This window comes from Streptomyces sp. NPDC048383 (genome assembly GCF_040651775.1).
In the GTDB taxonomy this organism is placed as follows: Bacteria; Actinomycetota; Actinomycetes; order Streptomycetales; family Streptomycetaceae; genus Streptomyces.
Genome location: NZ_JBEZKS010000047.1, coordinates 1 through 21,817 on the forward strand (window position 1 = coordinate 1; position 21,817 = coordinate 21,817).

18 protein-coding genes are annotated in these 21,817 nt (G+C 71.5%); 9 read left to right on the forward strand and 9 right to left on the reverse strand.

What is annotated here, in order from left to right:
- Positions 1–352 precede the first annotated feature (352 nt).
- The gene (locus AB0D46_RS27625; RefSeq protein WP_362881334.1) at positions 353–1,120 is read left to right on the forward strand and encodes a glycerophosphodiester phosphodiesterase family protein; all 768 of its coding nucleotides are present in this window, start codon (positions 353–355) and stop codon (positions 1,118–1,120) included.
- A gap of 135 nt (positions 1,121–1,255) precedes the next feature.
- Here AB0D46_RS27625 and AB0D46_RS27630 read toward each other — a convergent pair whose 3' ends face one another.
- Positions 1,256–2,800, reverse strand: coding sequence for a ricin-type beta-trefoil lectin domain protein (locus AB0D46_RS27630; protein ID WP_362881335.1), 1,545 nt, complete (start codon positions 2,798–2,800; stop codon positions 1,256–1,258).
- 107 nt (positions 2,801–2,907) lie between these two features.
- On the opposite strand from AB0D46_RS27630, the gene AB0D46_RS27635 reads away from it, so the two are divergent.
- From AB0D46_RS27635 to AB0D46_RS27645, 3 genes are all read left to right on the forward strand, one after another.
- Positions 2,908–4,311: a class II fumarate hydratase gene (locus AB0D46_RS27635; RefSeq protein ID WP_362881336.1), complete on the forward strand. Its 1,404-nt coding sequence runs from the start codon at positions 2,908–2,910 to the stop codon at positions 4,309–4,311.
- 113 nt (positions 4,312–4,424) lie between these two features.
- Positions 4,425–5,144 (forward strand): DUF402 domain-containing protein, encoded by a 720-nt coding sequence (locus AB0D46_RS27640; protein ID WP_362881337.1) that lies wholly within the window; start codon positions 4,425–4,427, stop codon positions 5,142–5,144.
- 252 nt (positions 5,145–5,396) lie between these two features.
- Entirely contained in the window at positions 5,397–7,637 is a 2,241-nt protein-coding gene (locus AB0D46_RS27645; RefSeq protein WP_362881338.1) for a SpoIIE family protein phosphatase, read from the forward strand.
- Between the two features lie 230 nt (positions 7,638–7,867).
- On the opposite strand, the gene AB0D46_RS27650 is transcribed toward AB0D46_RS27645, so the two are convergent.
- Entirely contained in the window at positions 7,868–10,150 is a 2,283-nt protein-coding gene (locus AB0D46_RS27650) for a transglycosylase domain-containing protein (RefSeq protein WP_362881339.1), read from the reverse strand.
- Between the two features lie 243 nt (positions 10,151–10,393).
- Here AB0D46_RS27650 and AB0D46_RS27655 point away from each other — a divergent pair, with 243 nt between their 5' ends.
- Together AB0D46_RS27655 and AB0D46_RS27660 are read left to right on the forward strand one after the other, a co-directional pair.
- Positions 10,394–11,305, forward strand: coding sequence for an SPFH domain-containing protein (locus AB0D46_RS27655; protein ID WP_362881340.1), 912 nt, complete (start codon positions 10,394–10,396; stop codon positions 11,303–11,305).
- Positions 11,302–11,616, forward strand: coding sequence for an AT hook motif protein (locus AB0D46_RS27660; protein WP_362881341.1), 315 nt, complete (start codon positions 11,302–11,304; stop codon positions 11,614–11,616). Before AB0D46_RS27655 ends, AB0D46_RS27660 begins: the two co-directional genes overlap by 4 nt.
- A 51-nt stretch (positions 11,617–11,667) precedes the next feature.
- Here the strand turns inward: AB0D46_RS27660 and AB0D46_RS27665 are convergent, their stop codons facing one another.
- Positions 11,668–12,651, reverse strand: a complete 984-nt coding sequence (locus tag AB0D46_RS27665) for a hydrogen peroxide-inducible genes activator (protein ID WP_362881342.1) — start codon at positions 12,649–12,651, stop codon at positions 11,668–11,670.
- Positions 12,652–12,786: 135 nt separating this feature from the next.
- Between AB0D46_RS27665 and AB0D46_RS27670 the strand changes: the two genes are divergently transcribed.
- Positions 12,787–13,341, forward strand: a complete 555-nt coding sequence (locus AB0D46_RS27670; RefSeq protein ID WP_281204983.1) for a peroxiredoxin — start codon at positions 12,787–12,789, stop codon at positions 13,339–13,341.
- A gap of 3 nt (positions 13,342–13,344) precedes the next feature.
- Complete coding sequence (locus AB0D46_RS27675; RefSeq protein ID WP_362881343.1) at positions 13,345–13,884, forward strand: alkyl hydroperoxide reductase; 540 nt, start codon at positions 13,345–13,347, stop codon at positions 13,882–13,884.
- Positions 13,885–13,945: 61 nt separating this feature from the next.
- Here the strand turns inward: AB0D46_RS27675 and AB0D46_RS27680 are convergent, their stop codons facing one another.
- The 5 genes from AB0D46_RS27680 to AB0D46_RS27700 all read right to left on the reverse strand — a co-directional run bounded on the left by AB0D46_RS27680 (position 13,946) and on the right by AB0D46_RS27700 (position 19,682).
- The gene (locus tag AB0D46_RS27680) at positions 13,946–14,632 is read right to left on the reverse strand and encodes a hypothetical protein (protein WP_362881344.1); all 687 of its coding nucleotides are present in this window, start codon (positions 14,630–14,632) and stop codon (positions 13,946–13,948) included.
- The gene (locus tag AB0D46_RS27685) at positions 14,616–15,968 is read right to left on the reverse strand and encodes an AI-2E family transporter (protein ID WP_362881345.1); all 1,353 of its coding nucleotides are present in this window, start codon (positions 15,966–15,968) and stop codon (positions 14,616–14,618) included. The genes AB0D46_RS27680 and AB0D46_RS27685 overlap by 17 nt, the downstream gene beginning before the upstream one ends.
- 124 nt (positions 15,969–16,092) lie before the next feature.
- Complete coding sequence (locus AB0D46_RS27690) at positions 16,093–16,842, reverse strand: transglycosylase SLT domain-containing protein (RefSeq protein WP_362881423.1); 750 nt, start codon at positions 16,840–16,842, stop codon at positions 16,093–16,095.
- Between the two features lie 395 nt (positions 16,843–17,237).
- On the reverse strand, positions 17,238–18,554 hold the full coding sequence (locus AB0D46_RS27695; RefSeq protein WP_362881346.1) for a PhoH family protein: 1,317 nt from the start codon (positions 18,552–18,554) through the stop codon (positions 17,238–17,240).
- A 366-nt stretch (positions 18,555–18,920) separates the two neighbouring features.
- Positions 18,921–19,682 carry an isoprenyl transferase gene (locus tag AB0D46_RS27700; RefSeq protein ID WP_362881347.1) on the reverse strand — a complete coding sequence of 254 codons (762 nt, stop codon included), beginning with the start codon at positions 19,680–19,682 and terminating at the stop codon, positions 18,921–18,923.
- A gap of 127 nt (positions 19,683–19,809) precedes the next feature.
- On the opposite strand from AB0D46_RS27700, the gene mgrA reads away from it, so the two are divergent.
- A complete protein-coding gene (gene mgrA / locus AB0D46_RS27705) occupies positions 19,810–20,847 on the forward strand; it encodes an L-glyceraldehyde 3-phosphate reductase (protein WP_362881348.1) in 1,038 nt (345 codons plus the stop codon).
- Positions 20,848–20,989: 142 nt separating this feature from the next.
- Here the strand turns inward: mgrA and AB0D46_RS27710 are convergent, their stop codons facing one another.
- Positions 20,990–21,730, reverse strand: coding sequence for an A24 family peptidase (locus tag AB0D46_RS27710; protein ID WP_362881349.1), 741 nt, complete (start codon positions 21,728–21,730; stop codon positions 20,990–20,992).
- Positions 21,731–21,817: the final 87 nt, after the last annotated feature.

Genomic DNA, 21,817 nt, shown 5'->3' on the forward strand with positions numbered 1-21,817 from the left:
TCCGCACGGCCCGCACCACCGGCATCGACGCCACCCCGGCGGAGGCGGCGCTGTTGTGCGGGCCCCTCCGGCGCATCCGCCGATCGGGGTCGGTCCGTCGGCTTCGTCACGGGACGCGGCGCGTCAGGACACCGTCGTCCGGGCCCCGCACAACAGCGCCGCCTCCGCCGGGGTGGCGTCGATGCCGGTGGTGCGGGCCGTGCGGAGTTCCGGGAGGGTGAGCCCGTACAGGGCGCGGACCGCGATGAGCGGGACGCCGTTCGGGCCGCCGACGAAGTGTCACGAAGTGTTCAGCCACGGGTGGAGCATGACGTCCCGGGGTCCTCGGGCGCATCGGGATAACGTCGGCGGCATGACGCAGTCGTTCCCTTCCACCGCCCGTGACGTGCGGGTCGTCGCCCATCGGGGGGCTTCGCACGAGCACCCCGAGCACACCGCCGCCGCCTACCGGCAGGCCATCGCCGACGGGGCCGACGCCCTGGAGTGCGATGTGCGGCTCAGCGCCGACGGGCGGCTCGTGTGCGTGCACGACCGGCGGGTGGAGCGGACTTCGGACGGGCGCGGGGTGGTGTCGGAGCTGACGTACGAGGAGCTCGCCGTCCTCGACTTCGGTGGCTGGAAGGGCGCGGAGCACCGGGGAGCCCGGGTGCTGCTCTTCGAGGACCTGCTCGCGGAGGTACTCGCCGCGCCCCGGCGCGTCGGGCTGGCGGTGGAGACCAAGCACCCCACGAGGGCCGCCGGCCGGCTGGAGGCCGAACTCGTACGGGTCCTGCGGGCGCACGGCCTGGCGGACGGCGCGGACGGCCGCGTCGAGGTGATGAGCTTTTCCCGCGGCGCCCTGACCCGGCTGCACCGGCTGGCGCCCGGGCTGCCCGCCGTGTACCTGATGGAACGCCGACTGCGGCCCGCGCGGCCCCCGTACGCGACCCACGCGGGCCCGGGCATCGAGTTGGTGCGTCGGGATCCGGGACTGGTGGGGCGGCTGAAGGCGAAGGGGCTGGCGGTGCGGGTGTGGACCGTGGACGAGCCCGAGGACGTGGAGTTGTGCGTACGGCTCGGCGTGGACGCGATCATCACCAACCGCCCCCGGGACGTGCGGAAGCTCCTGCGCGACCTGTGAGACGGCCGCACGGCCGGAACGCCGGCCCGCCGAACCGGCGGGCCGGACGGTGGATCACCCGGCCGGGGTGCGCCGGCCGGGCGTGGGGGGACGCGGGGACGTGGGGGCGTGCCCCAAGGGCGGGCGGGGGTGTGGTTACGCGAAGCGCTGGTTCGCGGCACCGTTGCAGGGTTGCAGGCGCAGTTGCTCGTGCGCGGCCGCCAGCGTCAGGCACATGCCGGTCGCGGCGGCGGGGCGCAGGGTCGCGCCGTCCCGGACGAACTGCTGGTTGGCGCCGCCGTGGCAGTTCCAGAGGATGAGGCCGCTGCCGTTGCCGTAGCCGCCGGGGACGTCGAGGCAGCGGTCATGGGTGAGTTCGACGCGCAGGGACTTGCGGGCGGTGTCGTACCACCAGCCCTGGTTGCGGCCGCCGTGGCAGTCCCAGCCGACGACCTTGGTGTTGTTGGCGCTGGAGGAGCCGGAGGCGTCGAGGCAGTTGCCGGTCGCCGCGTTCGTCAGGGGTGCGTGGAGGTCGTCCCAGGCGCCGGCCTGGAGGACGGGGGTGCCGGTGCTCGCCGGGTCGGCGCAGGAGGCCTCGCGCAGGCCGGAGTCGTAGAGCTGGGTGAGGCAGGACGCGAAGGCGCCGTGGCCGCGGTGGTTGGGGTGGAAGGACTGGCGGGCGGTGTTCTCGTCCCACGGGAAGTGGTCGCCGAGGTCCAGGTAGAGGCCGCGGGCCCAGGGGTCCTCCATGCAGACCTCGTGGCCGTGGAAGAGCCGCGAGTTGTCCAGGTAGAGGGCGCCGGAGTCGCGGGCGGCGGCGCGCATGCCCTTCTCGAAGGTGGGGACGGCGTGGTTGCGGCCCCAGGCGGCGTCGGAGTCGTAGCCGGCGCAGCCACCGGGGAGCTTGCCGGGGAAGTTCGGGTTGTCGCCGAAGTCGGGGCCGATGGGGCTGGGGTAGCCCATGACGACGAGCTTGTAGTCGGATTCGGCGTACCCCGCGTCGCGCATGACGGTCTTCAGGTCGGCGACGGTCGACTGGACCTTGGGCTTCAGGCCGTCGACGCGGGCCTGCCAGCCGGGGGCGTACTTGGGTTCGCAGGTACCCTGGATGAGTACCCATCGGGTCACGCAGTCGGTCATGACGGGGCCGAACTGCAGGTCGTCGTTGGCGCCGGCGACCAGCACCACCATCTTGATCCTCGTGTTGCGCGCCTTGATCGCCAGGCTGTCGCTCTGGACGAGTTCGTCGGCGTACTGCTTGCTGCCGCCGATCCGGATGTTGCCCGTGTACCCGCCGGAGCAGGCCACGTTGAAGGTCAGGTCGGTCGGGATGCCGGTGCGGTGGATGGCCGCGTCGGGCGAGCGGTGGCACTGGTTGGTGGGCGTGTTCGTCGCGGGGTCGTAGGCGCCGACGCCCTCGCCGGAGATCTCGCTGTCGCCGAGCGAGATGAGCCCGGTCTTGCGCTGGGCGGGCGGCCGGATCGCCGGGTCGCCGTAGATCCGGGTGGCCTCGGCGGCCCGGACGGTTTCCAGTTCCGGCGGCAGGGGGGTCACAGCGGCCGCGGCCACCGGAGCCGCCCGGGCCGCCGGAGCCGCTTGGGCCATGGGGGTGATGGCGGTGACGCCCCCGAGGGCGGCCGCGATCGCCGCGACCGAAGCGAAGGTAGATCTGCATCTGGATTTCGTACGCGCACGTGCCATGAACGCCTCCCCGAAATCGGTGTTACCCACGGTATTTACTGGTGGGTAGGGGAGTTGGGAACACTTTGAACAAGACAATTGCTCAACTTTTCCAGGAGGTCACGCACATGACTGAAGATCAGCAGCCCGAAGCGTTCCGGATCGAGCACGACTCGATGGGTGACGTACGGGTGCCCCTGCACGCCAAGTGGCGCGCCCAGACGCAGCGCGCCGTGGAGAACTTCCCCCTGTCGGGACAGCGACTGGAGCGCGCGCACATCGCGGCCCTGGCCCGGGTCAAGGCGGCCGCCGCCGTGGTGAACGCCCGGCTGGACGTCCTGGACGCGGACCTCGCGGAGGCCGTCCGGTCGGCCGCCGAGGAGGTCGCGGACGGCCGTTGGGACGAGCAGTTCCCCCTCGACGTGTTCCAGACGGGGTCGGGGACCTCGTCGAACATGAACGCCAACGAGGTGATCGCCACCCTGGCCACCGAGCGGCTGGGGCGCGAGGTGCACCCCAACGACCACGTCAACGCCTCGCAGAGCTCCAACGACGTGTTCCCCTCCTCCATCCACATCGCCGCCACCGCCGCCGTCACCGGCGAGCTGATGCCGGCGCTGGAGCACCTGGCGGCCGCGCTGGAGCGCAAGGAGACCGAGTTCGCCGAGGTGGTCAAGGCCGGCCGCACGCACCTGATGGACGCCACCCCGGTCACCCTGGGGCAGGAGTTCGGCGGGTACGCCGGCCAGGTCCGCTACGGGGTCGAGCGGCTGCGGGCGGTCGTCCCCCGGCTGGCCGAACTCCCGCTCGGCGGCACGGCGGTGGGGACCGGAATCAACACCCCGCCGGGGTTCTCCTCCGCCGTGATCGCCGAGGTCGCCCGGGCCACCCGGCTGCCGCTGACCGAGGCCCGCAACCACTTCGAGGCGCAGGGCGCGCGCGACGCCCTCGTGGAAACCTCCGGAATGCTGCGGACCATCGCCGTATCACTCACCAAGATTTCGAACGACCTGCGCTGGATGGCCTCCGGACCGCGCACAGGATTGGCCGAAATCAATCTCCCGGATCTGCAACCGGGGTCCTCGATCATGCCCGGCAAGGTCAATCCGGTCGTCCCGGAAGCCGTTCTCATGATCGCCGCCCAGGTGATGGGGAACGACGCGACCATCGCCGTGGCAGGTGCCGCCGGCAATTTCGAACTCAACGTGATGCTCCCGGTGATGGCGCGGAACCTGCTCGAATCGATCCGCCTGCTCGCCAACGGCAGCCGGCTCCTGGCCGACCGCACGGTGGACGGGATCACCGCGAACGCCGAGCGTGCCAGGGAGTACGCCGAGTCCTCGCCCTCCGTGGTGACCCCGCTGAACCGCTGGATCGGGTACGAGGAAGCGGCCAAGGTCGTCAAGAAGGCGCTCGCGGAACGCAGGACGATCAGGGAGGTCGTCCTGGAGTCCGGCTACGTGGAGCGCGGAGACCTCACCCTCGAACAACTCGACGAGGCACTGGACGTCCTGCGGATGACCCGCCCCTGACCCGGCCCCGAGCTGTTACCGGACAGGGGCCGAATCCGGTCGTTTACCGTCCCCGGCCACCTCGGTGACCTGCACCGCAGCCACCGTACGGGCGCCAGCCCTAAGATCTGCGCATGACAGGTACCTTCCGGCCCGGGGACGGCCCGGCGCGGCACGGAGCGCGCGACGGGGCGCGTGGCACGCACTGGACGCCCGGGGAGCAGATCCTCTGGCGCTACCGCGACCACGCCCCCGGGCTCCAGGGGCCGGTGCACATCTGCCGCCCGGTCACCGTCGTGCAGGACACGGACGAACTGCTCGCGGTGTGGATGGCACCGGGCACCGAGTGCGTCAAGCCGGTCCTCGCCGACGGCACCCCCGTGCACCAGGAGCCGCTCGCCACCCGCTACACCGCGCCGCGCACCACCGTACGGTCGCGCTGGTTCGGCAGCGGCGTGCTGAAGCTGGCCCGGCCCGGGGACCCGTGGTCGGTGTGGCTGTTCTGGGACCGGGGCTGGCGGTTCAAGAACTGGTACGTGAACCTGGAGGAGCCCCGCGCCCGGTGGGCCGGTGGAGTGGATTCCGAGGACCACTTCCTCGACATCGCCGTCTATCCGGACCGCAGCTGGGAGTGGCTCGACGAGGACGAGTTCGCGCAGGCCCAGCGGACCGGCCTGATGGACCCGCACCAGGCGCGGCGGGTGCGGGAGGCGGGCCGCGCGGCGGTCGAGGTGATCGGCGCGTGGGGGGCTCCGTTCTCCGGCGGCTGGCCCGACTGGCGGCCCGATCCGACCTGGGACGTTCCCCCGCTCCCCGAGGATTGGGACCGCACCCCGGCGCATATGACCTCATGAGACCCTTGATGCGCCCCCGGGGTGGAAACGTAGGATCGACCTCCGCCGGTCGCGCGCGGGGCGAAAATCAGGTCCCGTGAACGCAATTGACCTGCGGCGACCGGGACTTGACCGGAGGTCAACGCCGAACGAGAGGTAACGAGCGGGACGCGGAACCAGGGGGCGGAGGTGTCCCCGCCGCTGAGCGGGTATACCGCGACTGACCGAGTTGAGTGCAGCGCACATCCAGCGCAAACGGACGGAATTCCACGCGTGACGGAGTACCCCACCTCTCAGGAGGGCCCGCAGCCCGCCGGTGTCTCCGGCGGGGGTTCGGACGAGGCAGGCCACGGCAAGGCCCCGATCGCGGCCGCCGAGGCCGTACGCACGCATGCGCAGGTTCCGGTCTCCGGCCAGGGCGGCGCCGCCGAGGTACCGCGTCCGCGCGGCACCGGCGCCCCGGGCCCGGGCTCCGGGCAACCCGCCGAAGCCGCCCGGGCCTCCGGGCACGGCGCGGCGGACCCCGGTCCCGGCGGCGCCCGCACCCGCGACGACCAGGCCGCCCGCAACGCCGGCCGGCGTGACGCGGCGGACGCCGGTCCGGGTCCCGCGGCGCCGGCGCGCACCGGTCCGCCGGGCCCCCGCGCCCCGCTCGGAACGGCCCCCCTGCTGCCCTCGGCGCCCGAGGGCCCCTCCCCCGCCGGCGGCGGGACGGCGATACCGGGCTCGGGGACCGGGGAGGTGACGGCGGCGCGGCGCGAGGGCGACCGGCTGCGGTTCGTCGGCGCGGCGACCCGGCGCATCGCCCGCGGCATCGACCTGGACGAGATCGTGCTCGGCCTGTGCCGGGCGACGGTGCCGACCTTCTCCGACGCGATCCTGGTCTACCTGCGCGATCCGCTGCCCGTCGGCGACGAGCGGCCCGTCGGCCCGGTCGTCCTGCGGCTGCGGCGCACCGACCGGCTCCGGCCGATCGACGACCTCACCGACGGCGGGACCGGCGACCCCGCCGGGGCCGCGGGCGCCGCGGGCGAGCTCGACTTCAGTCAGCTTCCGCTCGTCGGCCCGCAGGGCGACCTGCCGGCCGCCGAGCTGTGCGAGATCCAGCCGGGCGGGGCCCTCGCCGAGGTGCTGCGCGGCGTACGGCCCGTCTTCGGGTCGGCCGCCGGGGCCAAGGACGCGCTGCCGGAGCTGCTGGGCTCCGAGCATCCCGTGCCGCGCGGCCAGCGGGCCATCCTGGCCCCGCTGCGGGGCCGCCGGCGCGTGATCGGCGCGGCGGTGTTCCTGCGCACCCCGGACCGGGACGCGTTCGAGCAGAACGACCTGCTGGTCGCCGCGCAGCTGGCGACCCACACCGCGCTCGGCATCGACAAGGCGGTGCTGTACGGCCGCGAGGCGTACATCGCCGACGAGCTCCAGCGCACGATGCTGCCCGACAGCCTGCCCCAGCCCACCGGGGTCCGGCTCGCCTCCCGCTACCTGCCGGCCGCCGAGACGGCCCGGGTCGGCGGGGACTGGTACGACGCCATACCGCTGCCCGGCAGCCGGGTCGCGCTGGTCGTCGGCGACGTGATGGGCCACTCCATGACCTCCGCCGCGATCATGGGCCAGCTCCGCACCACCGCGCAGACCCTGGCGCAGCTGGACCTGCCGCCCGCCGAGGTCCTGCACCACCTGGACGAGCAGGCCCAGCGGCTGGGTTCCGACCGGATGGCCACCTGCCTCTACGCGGTCTACGACCCGGTCTCGCACCGGATCACCATCGCCAACGCCGGCCACCCGCCGCCGGTGCTGCTGCACCTGGGCGGTCGCGCCGAGGTGCTGCGGGTGCCGCCCGGTGCCCCGATCGGCGTAGGCGGTGTCGACTTCGAGGCCGTGGAGCTGGACGCGCCGGCCGGCGCCACCCTGCTGCTGTACACGGACGGGCTGGTGGAGTCCCGGCTGCGGGACGTGTGGACCGGCATCGAGCAACTGCGCGAACGGCTGGCGACCACCGCCCAGCTGACCGGGCTGGACCACCCGCCGCCGCTGGAAGCGCTCTGCGACGACGTGCTGGACATGCTCGGTCCGGGCGACCGGGACGACGACATCGCCCTGCTGGCGGCCCGGTTCGACGGGATCGCGCCGAGCGACGTCGCGTACTGGTTCCTGGACCCGGAGGAGACCGCTCCGGGCCGGGCCCGCCGGTTCGCCCGCCGGGCGCTCGCCCGGTGGGACCTGGAGGAGCTCAGCGACTCCCTGGAGCTCCTCGTCAGCGAGGTCGTCACGAACGCCGTGCGGTACGCCGAACGGCCCGTGACGCTGCGGCTGCTGCGCACGGACGTGCTGCGCTGCGAGGTCGGCGACGACTCCCCGCAGTTGCCCCGGCAGCGGCGGGCCCGGGACACCGACGAGGGCGGGCGCGGCCTGTTCCTGGTCAACCGGCTGGCGCGGCGCTGGGGCGCGACCCGGCTGAGCAGCGGGAAGGTGGTCTGGTTCGAGCTCCCGTTGCCGGGGGCGCAGGACCTGCGTTGACGGGTGTACGCGCGGGAGGGTGCCTCGCTGCGGCGCGAGCCGGGAGGCAGCCACTGATCCCACCGACTCCCGGGGAGGGCCGCTCGTGAGCCAGGCCGCGCCGAAGGTCCCGTACACGCCGAGCCGGCCCCGGTCGCACGTCCCGACCCGGACGCACCACCGCCCCGCGGCGTGATCGCTGCGGGGCGGTGGTGCGTACGGCCATGGGTACGGGCGGGCCGTACCCGGGGCTACTCCTCCTGCGGCGGGTTGGGCCGGGGGAAGATGAACGACCTCGTCGGATCGGCCGACTTCGTCGGGTCGACGGTCTTGGTCGGATCGACGGTCTTCGTCGGACCGGTCGACTTCGTCGGGTCCGGCTTGGTGCTGCTCTGCGACGGGTTCGGCGAGGTCGCCGGCCGGCTCGGGCTGGTGCTCGTCGTCGGGCTGGTCGCGGGCGAGGTGGAGGGGGCCGGCGGGGACACGCTGCGGCTCGGCGCGACGGGAACGCCCATGCGCGCCTCGGTCAGGCTGAACTCGGCCGTGTCGACGCCCTTGAGCGCGGCGAGGGTGTAGGCCTTCCAGATCTCGGCGGGGAAGCTGGAACCGCCCGCGCGGCCCTTGCCGGCGGTGCCGGTCAGGGTGACCTGCTTGTGCGTGTTGGGGTCCTCACCGAACATCGCGACGATGGTGACCAGTTCCGGGGTGTAGCCCGTGAACCAGGCGGCGACGTTGAGTTCGGCGGTGCCGGTCTTGCCCGCGGCCTGGTAGGCGCCGCTGCGCACCGCCTGGCCGGAGCCCTCGGCGACGACCCCGGTGAGCACCTTGGTGACGGTGTCGGCGGTCTGGCGGGTGATGGCCTGGCCGCCGATCGGATTGACCGGCTCGAACTCGCCGTCCTTGTGCTCGGCCGACTTGATGATGGTCGGGGTGACCTTCTTGCCGTGGTTGTCGAGGGTGGCGTAGACGGCGGCCATCTCGACGGTGTTGGCGCTCATGGTGCCCAGCGACATGGCCGGCTGGTTCTCGTCCCAACCCTTGCGGTCCACCATGCCGAGCTGGAGCGCCGTCTTCTTCACGTTCCTCGGCTTCGTGTCGACGATCATCTGCGCGTACACCGAGTTGACCGAGGAGTTCGTGGCGTCCTGGACCGTCATCATCGGGTCGCCGTAGTTGATGTCGTCCTGGTTCTGCGGGCTGAACGGGATGTCGCTGCCGACGACCTTGCGCTTGCTCGTGCCGTCGTACAGGGCGTTCGGAGTGATCTCCTTGCCGTCCTGCGTGGTCGCCCCGTTCTCAAGGGCGGAGGCCAGCACGATCGGCTTGAAGGTCGAGCCCGGCTGGTAGTCGTTGCGCAGCGCGTTGCTCGCGGACTTCTCCGTGAGGCCCTGGCCGCCGTACATCGCGACGATCGCGCCGGTCTTGGGGTCGACCGAGGTGGCGCCGGCCTGGACGTTCTGGTCGACGGGGCGGTCCTTGGTGTTCTTCCGGTCGAGCTTGGACTCCAGCTCGTCCTGGACCGCCTTCTCCAGCGCGGCCTGTTTCTTCTTGTCGATGTTGAGGACGATCGTCCAGCCGCCGGCCGCGATGTCGGCGTCGGTGATCTTCTGCTTGTTCAGCTCGACCTCGGCGGCCTGGACCAGGTAGCCCTTCTGCCCCTCCATACCCGGGCGGGGCTTCGGCTTGATCGGCTCCTGGAACTGCAGGGTCTTGCGCTTGGCCTCGTCCAGCTCGCCCATCTCGACCATGTTGTCGAGGACCGCGTTGAAGCGGATCATGACGAGGTTCTTGCCGTTCGGTCCGGCGGTCGCCCAGTCGTACTGGCTGGGGGCCTGGATGACGGCGGCGAGGTAGGCGCCCTGCTCCAGGGTCAGCTTCTCGGCGTCGACGCCGTAGAAGGCCTGGGCCGCGGCCTGGATGCCGTAGGCGTTGCGACCGTAGAAGTTGGTGTTGAGGTAACCGGCGAGGATGTCGTCCTTCTCCATCCGCTGGTCGACCTTGAGGGAGATGATCAGCTCCCGGATCTTGCGGGTGGGCGACTGGTCCTGCGTCAGGTAGTAGTTCTTGACGTACTGCTGGGTGATCGTCGAGCCACCGGCGGTGCCCTTGCCCCGGACGGTGTTGAAGAGGCCGCGGCCCACGCCCATCAGGTCGATGCCGCGGTCCTTGTAGAAGGACTTGTTCTCGATCGCGATGAACGCGTTGCGCACGTCCTCCGGGATCTTGTCGATCGGAAGGTTCTCGCGGTTGATCTCGCCGGTGCGGGCCATGACCGAGCCGTCGGCGTACTTGTACGTATTGCTCTGGAGCGTCGCCGTCTTGTTCGGGTCGGTGGGCTCGTCCACGAGGAAGTAGAGGAGGACGACCGTGCCTATGCCGAGCAGGATCATCACGAAGAAGGCGCCGAGGATCTTCTTCCAGGTGAAGAAGCGGCGTATGCCGGTTGGTCTGCCGGCGCTGCCATTGGCGCGCCCGCGCGGCGTATTCCGCGCACCGCTGCGCTGCTGCGCTCGTCGCGCTTCTGCTCGGCCCATCGCTCCCGCTCCGCTCGATTACCCCCCCGACGTCAGCTCAGAAAACTAACACCGCAGGCTGTGACAAAGGTTGGTCATCCCTGATCAATACCGGTCAATTCGGACGTGAGAATCAGCACCCACTCCAATGGAACCGACGCTCACGATGCCTGAAGGGTTGCGGACTCCGCAAAAAGTGATATCACTTTGATAGACGCTTCGGCCCGTCCCGATCGGACGCCGAGCAACAAACGGGGGTATTCCATGACAGCGACAGTGGGCACACGACCGAGCGAGGTACGGGAGTTCGCGGCGCGCAGCGTCGGCGGCGGGGCGGCCCTGCTGGGCGGACTGGTGGGGGTGGTCGCGGGAGCGGCCGTGATCGTCGTCGGCGCGAACGCGTCGACCGTCGCCGCACAGGCCTCCCTGATCCTCCTGGGCATCCTCCTGACCCTCCTCTCGATCGTCGCCATGACCGGGCTCAACACGGTGGCGCCGGGCGAGGCCAGGGTCGTCCAGTTGTTCGGCCGCTACCGGGGCACGATCCGCGACGACGGGCTGCGCTGGGTCAATCCGCTCACCTCCCGCGAGAAGATCTCCACCCGGGTCCGCAACCACGAGACCGCCGTCCTGAAGGTGAACGACGCCTACGGCAACCCGATCGAGCTGGCGGCCGTCGTGGTGTGGCGCGTCGCCGACACCGCGCGGGCCGTGTTCGAGGTGGAGGACTTCACCGAGTTCGTCGAGACGCAGACCGAGGCCGCCGTCCGGCACATCGCGATCGAGTACCCCTACGACTCCCACGACGAGGGCGGACTCTCGCTGCGCGGCAACGCGGAGGAGATCACCGAGAAGCTCGCCGTCGAACTGGCGACCCGCGTCGAGGCGGCGGGCGTGCACATCATCGAGTCCCGCTTCACGCACCTCGCGTACGCTCCGGAGATCGCCTCGGCGATGCTCCAGCGCCAGCAGGCCGGGGCCGTCGTCGCCGCCCGCAAGCAGATCGTCGAGGGCGCGGTCGGGATGGTGGAACTCGCCCTCACCCGCCTCGCCGAGGAGGACATCGTGGACCTGGACCCCGAGCGGAAGGCCTCCATGGTCTCGAACCTGATGGTGGTGCTCTGCGGCGACCGCGCGGCCCAGCCCGTCATCAACGCGGGCACCCTCTACCAGTGAGTCCCGCAGGCGGCGCCCGGCCCGGCGACGAGCCCGAGGGCCCCGAGCCGGGGCGGGGCGGTGCGGAGCCGGGCGCCCCGGAGCAGGGCGGCCGGCCCCGACCCGGGAAGCAGGCGCGCAAGCAGGTGCTGCTGCGCCTCGACCCCCAGGTGTACGAGGCCCTCTCCCGCTGGGCCGGGGAGGAACTGCGCAGCGCGAACGCGCAGATCGAGTTCCTGCTCCGCCGGTCCCTGTCCGACTCCGGCCGGCTGCCGGGCGGAGCCGCCCCGATCAGGCCGCGCGGCCGCCCGCGCAACACCCCCGAGCCCTGAGGGCCCCCTGACGGCTCCCCGCGCCCGCCCCGGGGCAAGTCGGCCCCGCCCTCAGTCGGTGGGCCACACCGGCAGCGGACGCACCGCCTCGCGCAGGGCGCCCGCGATGGCCCGGAACTCCTCCTCCCGGGCCGTGCCCGTACGGATGGCCAGGGCGATCCGCCGGGAGGGGGCCGGCTCGGCGAAGTACCCCGTCGACAGGTGCTCGTTGCGGGCGGTCTCCAGTCGCAGCGCGGTGCGCGGCAGCAGGGTCACGCCCAGTCCCCCGGCGACCAGTTGTACGAGCGTGGACAGCCCGGCGGCCGTCGTGGTGACGTCCGCGCCGACGGTCCGCCCGGCCTCGCGGCAGATGTCCAGGGCCTGGTCGCGCAGGCAGTGCCCCTCGTCGAGCAGCAGCAGTTGGAGCCCGCGCAGCTCCTCGCGGGGGATGTCCCGGCGCCCCGCGAGCGGGTGTCCGCGGGGCGCGAGCAGGACGAAGTCCTCGTCGAAGACGGGCAGTTCGGTGACCCCGGGGACGCCGAGCGGGACGGCGAGCAGCAGCAGGTCCAGCCGGCCGCCCGCGAGGCCCTCCAGCAGCGAGGCCGTCTGTTCCTCGTGCACCTGGAGGTCCATGCCGGGGTAGCGGCGCTGGAAGAGCCCGAGCGCGGTCGGCAGCAGGTACGGGGCCACCGTGGGGATCACCCCGAGCCGTAGGACCCCGGTGAAGGGGGCCCGTACCGCCTCGGCCTCCTCCAGCAGCCCGCCCAACGCGTCGAGCACGCCCCGCGCCCGCAGGGCGATGCGCTCGCCCGCCGGGGACAGCAGCACCTTGCGGGTGGTGCGTTCCAGCAGCCGCACCCCGAGCGCCTCCTCCAGCGCGGACACGGCCCCCGACAGCGCGGGCTGGCTCATTCCGATCGCCGCGGCGGCGTCCCGGAAATGCAGGTGCTCCGCCACCGCCGCGAAGGCGCGCAGCTGCGCCAGCGTCGGCTGCTTCGGTTGCTTGGACTGCTTGGACTGCTTGGACTGCTTCGGTCCTCTACTACTGACAGCCACTGATAGGTACCTCCGATCACCCGACACAAGACTAGCTATTTCCGTAATCAATGCAGCTGTGTCAGCATGTGAGATCCGTCCAACCCCTTCGGAAAGCCCCCATAAGGGTCACTTTCCATTTCGCAAGGAGAGTTCGTGCTCACTGTCGGTGACAAGTTCCCCACCTACGATCTGACCGCCTGCGTCTCGCTCGAAGCGGGCAGCGAGTTCGCTCAGATCGACCACAAGACCTACGAGGGCAAGTGGCGCGTGGTGTTCTTCTGGCCGAAGGACTTCACCTTCGTCTGCCCGACCGAGATCGCCGCCTTCGGCAAGCTGAACGACGAGTTCCTGGACCGTGACGCCCAGATCCTCGGCGTCTCCGGCGACTCCGAGTTCGTCCACCACGCCTGGCGCAAGGACCACGCCGACCTGCGTGACCTGCCCTTCCCGATGCTGGCCGACTCCAAGCACGAGCTGATGCGCGACTGCGGCGTCCAGGGCGCCGACGGCTTCGCGCAGCGCGCCGTCTTCATCGTCGACCAGAACAACGAGATCCAGTTCACGATGGTGACCGCCGGTTCCGTGGGCCGTAACCCCAAGGAGGTCCTGCGGGTCCTCGACGCCCTGCAGACCGACGAGCTGTGCCCCTGCAACTGGACCAAGGGCGAGACCACCCTCGACGCCGGCGCGCTGCTGGCCGGTGAGTGACGGATGTCCCTCGACTCCCTGAAGTCGGCCGTACCGGACTTCGCCAAGGACCTGAAGCTGAACCTCGGTTCGGTCATCGGGAACCAGAGCACCCTGTCGCAGCAGCAGCTGTGGGGCACCGTCCTGTCCTGCGCCATCGCGGCCCGCTCCCCCCGCGTCCTGCGTGAGCTGGAGCCGGAGGCGAAGGCGGCGCTGACCCCGGAGGCGTACGCCGCCGCCAAGTCGGCCGCCGCGATCATGGCGATGAACAACGTCTTCTACCGCACCCGCCACCTGCTCTCCGACCCGGAGTACGGGACGCTGCGCGCGGGCCTGCGGATGAACGTCATCGGCAACCCCGGTGTCGAGAAGGTCGACTTCGAGCTGTGGTCGCTCGCGGTCTCCGCGATCAACGGCTGCGGCCAGTGCCTGGACTCGCACGAGCAGGTCCTGCGCAAGGCCGGCGTCGACCGCGAGACGGTCCAGGAGGCCTTCAAGATCGCCTCGGTGATCCAGGCCGTCGCCGTCACCCTCGACGCGGAAGCCGTCCTCGCCTCCGAGTGACCTCCCGCCGCGCGTACGAAGGGGCCCCCGCCGCCGATTCCGGCGGCGGGGGCCCCTTCGTTCACTTCCTGAGCCGGACCATCAGGGCCCGGGCGTCCTCGATCAGGGCCGCCGTGACGGTGTCCTCGTCCCGGCCCGGATCCCCGGCCGGGGAGAACCACTGGAGGTTGACCGTGAAGACCGCGCCCCCGTCGAGCACCTGGATGCGGGGCGACTCCACGTTCCGGAAGAACAACGCCCGCTCCCCCAGCCCGGGAACCTCCTGCACCTCGCCGGTGACCGGCCAGTTCAGGGAGGTGATCGGGGGGCCGGCGCCGAACTCCGCCTCGGGGTCCGTCCGCTTGTGCAACTCGACCAGGACCTGGCCGTAGTAGGCCGTCCGGCCCTCGGCCTCGTCGTTCGTCGTGGCGAAGTCGCAGTACGACCAGTCCATCGCCGGACTTTCGGAGTGCCGCCTCGGCCCCTGCTCCTCCAGGGGCCCCGCGAACTCCGAGACGGCCTTCAACTCGGCTTCCTCGCACAGGTCCTCGGAGTGCCGGTAGGCCAGCGGCGGCGCACTGGGGAAACGGTCCTGCACGACCAGTACCCCCGCCCACACCGCGGAGGCCAGCACGACCCCGCCCAGCGCCCAGAGCCAGGACCGGCCGGGCCCGCCCCCGCCCTCCCGCGGCGGCGGCCCGAGCGCCCCCGCCGACTCGGCGGGGCGGTCCGAGGTCCACTCCCCTTCGAGCTCAGGCTCGCTGATCATCCCCGGCCTCCCGCACGGCGACCTCCACCGCGGTCGCCCCGTGCGGACCGGGGCCGCTCAGGGCCGCGATGCCGCGCTGCTCGCGGGAGTACGCCCGCAGGTAGCCGACCACCGTGTTGGTGACGGCGGCCAGCGGTACGGCGACCACCGCTCCGCCGATGCCCGCGACCATCCCGCCGGCCGCCACCGCCAGCACCACCGCGAGCGGGTGGACGCGTACGGCCCGGCCGAGGATGAAGGGTTGCAGGACGTGCCCCTCGATCTGCTGCACCGCCAGCACCACGAGGACGACCATCAGCGCGGTGAACGGTCCCTCCGTCACCAGCGCCACCACCACCGCCAACGCGCCGGAGATCACGGCGCCGACGAGCGGGATGAACGCGAACAGGAAGATGAACACGGCCAGCGGCACGGCCATCGTCACGTCGAGGAAGTAGAGCCCGAGGCCGATGAAGACCGCGTCGATGAGCGCGACGAGCACGGTGCCGCGCACGTACGCCGTCAGCGTGCGCCAGGCGCGCGGACCGGCGCCCGCGACACCGGGCCGGGCCGCGGCCGGGACCAGGCCGAGGACCCAGGTCCAGATCTTCTTGCCGTCGTAGAGCAGGAAGAGCGTGGAGAACATCGCGAGCAGCATGCCCGTCATCACCTCGACGAGCACCGTCACACCCTGCAGACCGGCGGAGGTGATCTCCTCGGTGTTGGTGCCGATGGTCTCGCTGAGGTTCTTCGCGACGTCGTTGATCTGCTTCTCGGTCACGTGGAACGGGCTGTCCAGCGCCCAGGTCTTGAGTTCGTTGATGCCTTCGCGAAGCCGGTTCGAGAGGTCGTCGAGGTTGTCCATCACCTGCCAGACGACGAACCAGCCGACCAGCCCGATCACCACGAACCCGAGGATCGCGGTGACGGCGGTGGCCAGGCCGCGCGGCAGCCCCAGCCGGCGCAGCCGGACCACGAACGGCTGGAGGAGCGCGGTCACCAACATGGCGGCGGCGAAGGCGAGGACGACCAGGCGCACTTCGCTGATCACCCTCATCAGCACCCACAGCAGTCCGGCGAGCAGCAGCAGCCGCCAGCTGGCCTCCGCGGCGACGCGCACCCCCCAGGGGATGACGCTGACCGGGTCGGGGCGCTCCGGGGCGCCGCCCGGGCCCGCGCCGACGCGCGCGGGCGTCGCCCGCTCCTCGGCGCTCACCGCGGGGGCGGGCGGCGGCGGTTCGCCGACCGCGCCGCCGGCGGACTCGGCCTCGACCTCGGCCCGCCGTTCGTCCAGGCGCGCCTCCATCCGGCTGAGCCTGCTCCCGAGCCGGCCGAGCCAGCCTGCCGTCTTCGCCATGTCGTTCCCTTCCCCCCGCCCGCCGCGTCGGCGTGCCTCGTCCGGCCGCGCCCCGCACGACCGTACACGCGAGCAGCCCCGCACCGGAGGACGGTGCGGGGCTGCTCGGGGTCGGGCGGACCGACTAGTACCAGTTGTTGGCCTGCCAGAAGCTCCAGGCGCCGCAGGGGCTGCCGTAGCGCTCGTTCATGTAGTTCAGGCCCCACTTGATCTGGGTGGCCGGGTTGGTGCGCCAGTCGGCGCCGGCCGAGGCCATCTTCGTACCGGGGAGCGCCTGGACGAGACCGTACGCGCCCGAGGAGGCGTTGACGGCCTTGTAGTTCCAGGTGGACTCGTGGTTGATGATGTTGGAGAAGCACTGGAACTGGCCCGACGGCACCATCTGCTGGGCCATCGCCTTGACCTGGGCGACCGTGTAGGAGCCCTGGACGGGGAAGTCGGCCGAGTCGCGGGACGCGGACCGGCTGGCGATCTCGCCCTCCTCCTCGCGCTCCGCCTTGGCCTTGGCCTCCAGGTCGGCCTTTTCCTTGTCCTTCTTCGCCTTGTCGGCCTTCTCGGCCTCGGCCTTCTTGGACTTGGCGTCCTCGGCGGCCTGGACGCGAGCGGCCTCCTCCGTCGAACGCTTGGCGTCGGTGTCGGCGGCGTGGGCGATGGCGTCGGCCTGCTGCGCGAGGGTGGCGCTCTGGACCTGGGCCTGCTCGTCGACCGGGATTTCAGCGAGGAGAGTCGCGCCGGAAGCGGTCGTCTCGAGATCGTTCGAGGAGGGGTCGCCGGTGGCGACTCCCACGACTGCGCCGACGGTGGTGACCGCGGTGGCCGAAGCCACTGCGAAACCCCGAACCGAGATCCGGCTCACACGGTGTCCTTCCAGCAGCGTCCGCAGTGACCGCGCGGGCGCAAGAGTGCCCCTCGACACTGGCCTCCGTGGTGGTGCGGTCACTGGAGGCGCGGGCCCGTGGGCAACTCCCCTGCGGGAGTCGCCGCGTGCTGCTCGGGCGGCATACGGCCAACGGTTGTGGAGTTGTGGTGCTGCGCGTACCTCACGGGAGGTACAGGTGTGCCGTATGCGGGGCCTGACGGGAAACAGACTCTGCCGGACCCCGACGCCGCAGGGCAATTCTCCGTTGCGTGGGAAAGGTCACACCTGCCCTGCGGCAGTCGATTGCGACAAAGGGCTGTGCGACGCGACGCCGCCCGGCTAGGCTCTTGGCCTTTTGCCGGGCGGCGTCAACTGGTGCTGCGGTTAGGGGGCTTTTGGCCCGTTCGGGATCAGAGGTTCTCCAACATCTCGGTGACCAGCGCGGCGATCGGGGAGCGTTCGGAGCGGGTCAACGTGATGTGCGCGAACAGTGGATGCCCCTTCAGCTTCTCGACGACGGCGACGACTCCGTCGTACCGGCCGACCCTCAGGTTGTCCCGCTGGGCGACGTCGTGGGTCAGGACGACCCGCGAGTTGGCGCCGATCCTGGAGAGCACCGTCAGCAGGACGTTGCGTTCCAGGGACTGCGCCTCGTCCACGATGACGAAGGCGTCGTGCAGCGAGCGGCCCCGGATGTGGGTGAGCGGCAGGACCTCCAGCATCCCGCGGTTCAGCACCTCCTCGATGACCTCGCGGCCGGCGACGGCCGAGAGGGTGTCGAAGACCGCCTGCGCCCAGGGGCTCATCTTCTCGGAGGCGTCGCCCGGCAGGTAGCCGAGGTCCTGGCCGCCGACCGCGTACAACGGCCGGAAGACCATCACCTTCTGGTGCTGCCGGCGCTCCAGGACCGCCTCCAGGCCGGCGCACAGCGCCAGCGCGGACTTGCCGGTACCGGCCCGGCCGCCCATGGAGAGGATGCCGATCTCCGGATCGAGCAGCAGGTCGAGGGCGATGCGCTGCTCGGCGCTGCGGCCGTGCAGCCCGAAGGCCTCGCGGTCGCCGCGTACGAGCTTCACGTTGCCGTCGGCCGTGACCCGGCCCAGTGCCTTGCCGCGCTCGGACTGGAGGACCAGTCCGGTGTGGACGGGCAACTCGGCGGCCTCCGGGACGTAGAGGCGCTCCTCGGAGAAGAGGAGGTCCACCTGTTCGCCGGAGAGGGCGAGCTCGCTCATGCCCGTCCAGCCGCCGTCGGTGATGGCGAGCTCGGCGCGGTACTCCTCCGCCAGCAGCCCCACGGAGGAGGCCTTGATGCGCAGGGGAAGATCCTTCGACACGACCGTGACGTCGTAGCCCTCGGCCTGGAGGTTGCGGGCGACGGCGAGGATCCGCGAGTCGTTGTCCCCCAGTCGGAAGCCGGCGGGCAGGACGCCCGGGTCGGAGTGGTTGAGCTCGACGCGCAGGGTGCCGCCCAGATCCCCCAGCGGGATGGGGGCGTCGAGACGTCCGTACCGGACCCGGAAGTCGTCGAGCAGGCGCAGGGCCTGGCGCGCGAAGTAGCCGAGTTCGGGATGGTGCCTCTTTGCCTCCAGCTCGGTGATCACCACGATCGGGAGCACGACCTCGTGCTCGTCGAAGCGGGTGATCGCGTTGGGGTCTGCCAGCAGGACGCTGGTGTCGAGGACGTAGGTGCGCCTGTCGGGCAGGCGGCGCTTTGTGCTGGTCACCACGGAAGGACGTACCCCCTCGGAAGAGGTCGGGCCATGAAGACCGGACCGGTCAACGGCGCCAATGCGCGGGCCGCGTTCCGGCCCTCCCGTCCGACCGTGCGAACCGCACGCGCGTCCTGGTGCAAAGGGCCTCCCGGGCGGACGGCCCTGTGCCGTCCGCTGAGACTCGACACCCGTGGATCGGACGTCGACCTGCCAGGGTTATGCCCTCGAACACGCGCGGCCATGCCACGGCATATGACGGACGCTCGGTGAACCCCTGGTGAAGGCCTTGCGCGGGGGACGAACGGGGGCAGAGGGGATGTTCACGTACGGAGCAGCCGCCGGCCGCCGCGAAGGCGGCGGCGGGGGCGGCGCCGGGAGGGATCAGCTGCCGTAGCGCCGGTGCCGGGCGGCGTAGTCGCGCAGCGCGCGCAGGAAGTCGACCTTGCGGAAGGCCGGCCAGAACACCTCGCAGAAGTAGTACTCCGAGTGGGCGCTCTGCCACAGCATGAACCCGGACAGCCGCTGCTCACCGCTGGTGCGGATCACCAGGTCCGGGTCGGGCTGGCCGCGGGTGTAGAGGTGCTCCGCGATGTGGTCGATGTCGAGGACCTCGGCGAGTTCCTCGAAGGAGGTGCCCTTCTCGGCGTGCTCCAGCAGCAGCGAGCGGACCGCGTCGGCGATCTCCTGACGACCGCCGTAGCCGACCGCGACGTTGACGAGTATCCCGTCGACGTCGTGCGTGGCCTGCTCGGCCTCCTTGAGCACGGACTGGGTCCGCGAGGGCAGGATGTCGAGGTTCCCCACGTGGTGGACCCGCCAGCGGCCGTCCGCCGCGAGGCCCCGGACCGTGTTCTCGATGATGTTGAGCAGCGGGCGGAGCTCCACCTCGGGCCGGTCGAGGTTGTCCGTGGAGAGCATCCACAGGGTGACGACCTCGACGTCCGTCTCGGTGCACCAGCCGAGCATCTCCGAGATCTTGTCGGCCCCGGCCTGGTGGCCCTGCTCCGTCGTGCCTCCGGACGCCTTGGCCCAGCGCCGGTTCCCGTCCAGGATCACGCCGATGTGCTTGGGCGACGCGTCATGGTCGAGGCGGCCTTCCACCCGGCGTGCGTAGAGCCTGTACACCAGGTCGCGCAGCTTCACGATCTTCGAGCCCCTCCGTGCAATGCCCCCGAGCGAATTGCGGTCTCCCCCGAGGCCGCCACATTACTGCGCGGTGGGATGGGGTACCCAACTCGGTCTGTCACAAGTCCGTGATAGGGAGGACATCGTGACTGATACCAATCCCTATCGGGCAGAGCCTTCGCGCTACGACTCCATGGAGTACCGCCGCACCGGCCGCAGCGGCCTCAAGCTCCCCGCCGTCTCCCTCGGCCTCTGGCACAACTTCGGCGACGACGCGTCGCTGCAGAACCAGCGGGCGATCCTGCGCCGGGCCTTCGACCTCGGCGTGACCCACTTCGACCTGGCCAACAACTACGGGCCGCCCCCGGGCTCGGCCGAGCTCAACTTCGGCAAGATCTTCGCGCAGGACTTCGCGGCGCACCGCGAGGAGCTGGTGCTCTCCACCAAGGCCGGCTATTTCATGCACCCGGGTCCGTACGGGGAGTGGGGCAGCCGCAAGTACCTGCTCGGCTCGCTCGACGCCTCGCTGAAGCGGATGGGCGTCGATTACGTCGACGTCTTCTACTCGCACCGCTTCGACCCGGAGACCCCGCTGGAGGAGACCATGGGCGCGCTCGCGTCCGCGGTCCAGCAGGGCAAGGCGCTGTACGTCGGCGTCTCCTCCTACACCGCGGAGCAGACGGCCGAGGCGGCCCGGATCCTGACCGGCATGGGCGTGCGGCCGCTGATCCACCAGCCCTCGTACTCCATGATCAACCGCTGGACGGAGGAGGACGCGCTGCTGGACACCCTGGAGGAGGCCGGCATGGGCTGCATCTCCTTCGCGCCGCTCGCCCAGGGGCTGCTGACGGGCAAGTACCTCAAGGACATCCCGGCGGGCTCGCGGGCCACCCAGGGCAAGTCCCTGAACCCCGAGCTGCTTTCGGACGACGTCGTCCGTCGACTGAACGGCCTGAACGAGATCGCCGCCCGACGCGGGCAGTCGCTGGCGCAGTTGGCGCTCAAGTGGGTGCTGCGCGACGACCGGATGACCTCGGCGCTGATCGGCGCTTCGAGCGTGAAGCAGCTGGAGGAGAACGTGGCCGCGTTGGCGGCGGCGCCCTTGTCGGAGCAGGAGTTGAAGGAGATCGACTCCTTCGCGGTTTCCACCCCCGGCACCAACATCTGGGCCCAGCGCGGCTGACCTGCGGCGATGTCGCACGACTGAGGTGGGGGCGCGGTGAACAAAAAACGGGCCGGTCCGTGGGGGGGATACGGACCGGCCCGAGGGGGGGGTTCCACCATAACCCTTCGTAAAGCATGCTGCGTGCATCGGCGCGAAATGATTACGCTCCGAATCCGCCCAGCAGCACTCCGGTGAGCGCACCGGCCGTCATGAAGGGGCCGAAGGCGAAGCCCTGCTTGCGGGTGGCGCGGCCCCTGAGGAGCAGGCCCAGCCCGTACAGGGCCCCGTAGAGGAAGCCCAGGAACGCGCCGACCATCCATACCCCCCACCCGTACCACCCAAGGGCGACCCCCAGGGGGAGCGCCAGCTTGACGTCGCCCAGGCCCATCCCGGCGGGGTTGATCAGGAACAGCACGAGGTACGCCGCCCCGAGCGCGCCCCCGCCGAGCAGCGCGAGCCGCCAGGAGCCCGCGGCGCCGGGGAGCAGGGCGGCGGCGCCGAGGAGGCCGGCGGTGGCGGCGGCGAGCGGCAGGGTGAGCACGTCGGGCAGGCGGTGCACGGCGAGGTCGACGAGGGCCAGCAGGACCAGGACGGGCGCGAGGGCGACGAACACGGCCGCCTCGGGGCGCGGCGCGACGGCGGCGGCGAGAACGGCGCAGAGGGCGGCGGTGCCGGCCGCCGCCGCGGCGGCCCCGGAGCCGGTGGTCCCGTAGCGGTGTTCCCCGAGTGGGGCGGGGCGGCAGCGGGCGGGGCCCAGCCAGCCGGGGATCGGGTGCCCGTCGGGGCAGTGCGCCCGCCAGGACTCCCGCGACGGCACGGAGAGCCGGTAGGCGGCGCGGGGCAGCAGCAGCCCGGCGCCCGCGCCGTAGGAGGCGGCGAGGATGGCCGCGAGGATGCCCATGCCGTGACGGTAGGCGCTGCGGGGGGCCGGCGGGGAGGTTCCGTCGGCCGCACGCGGTCCGTGCCCCCGCGGCCCCGACCCCCCGCC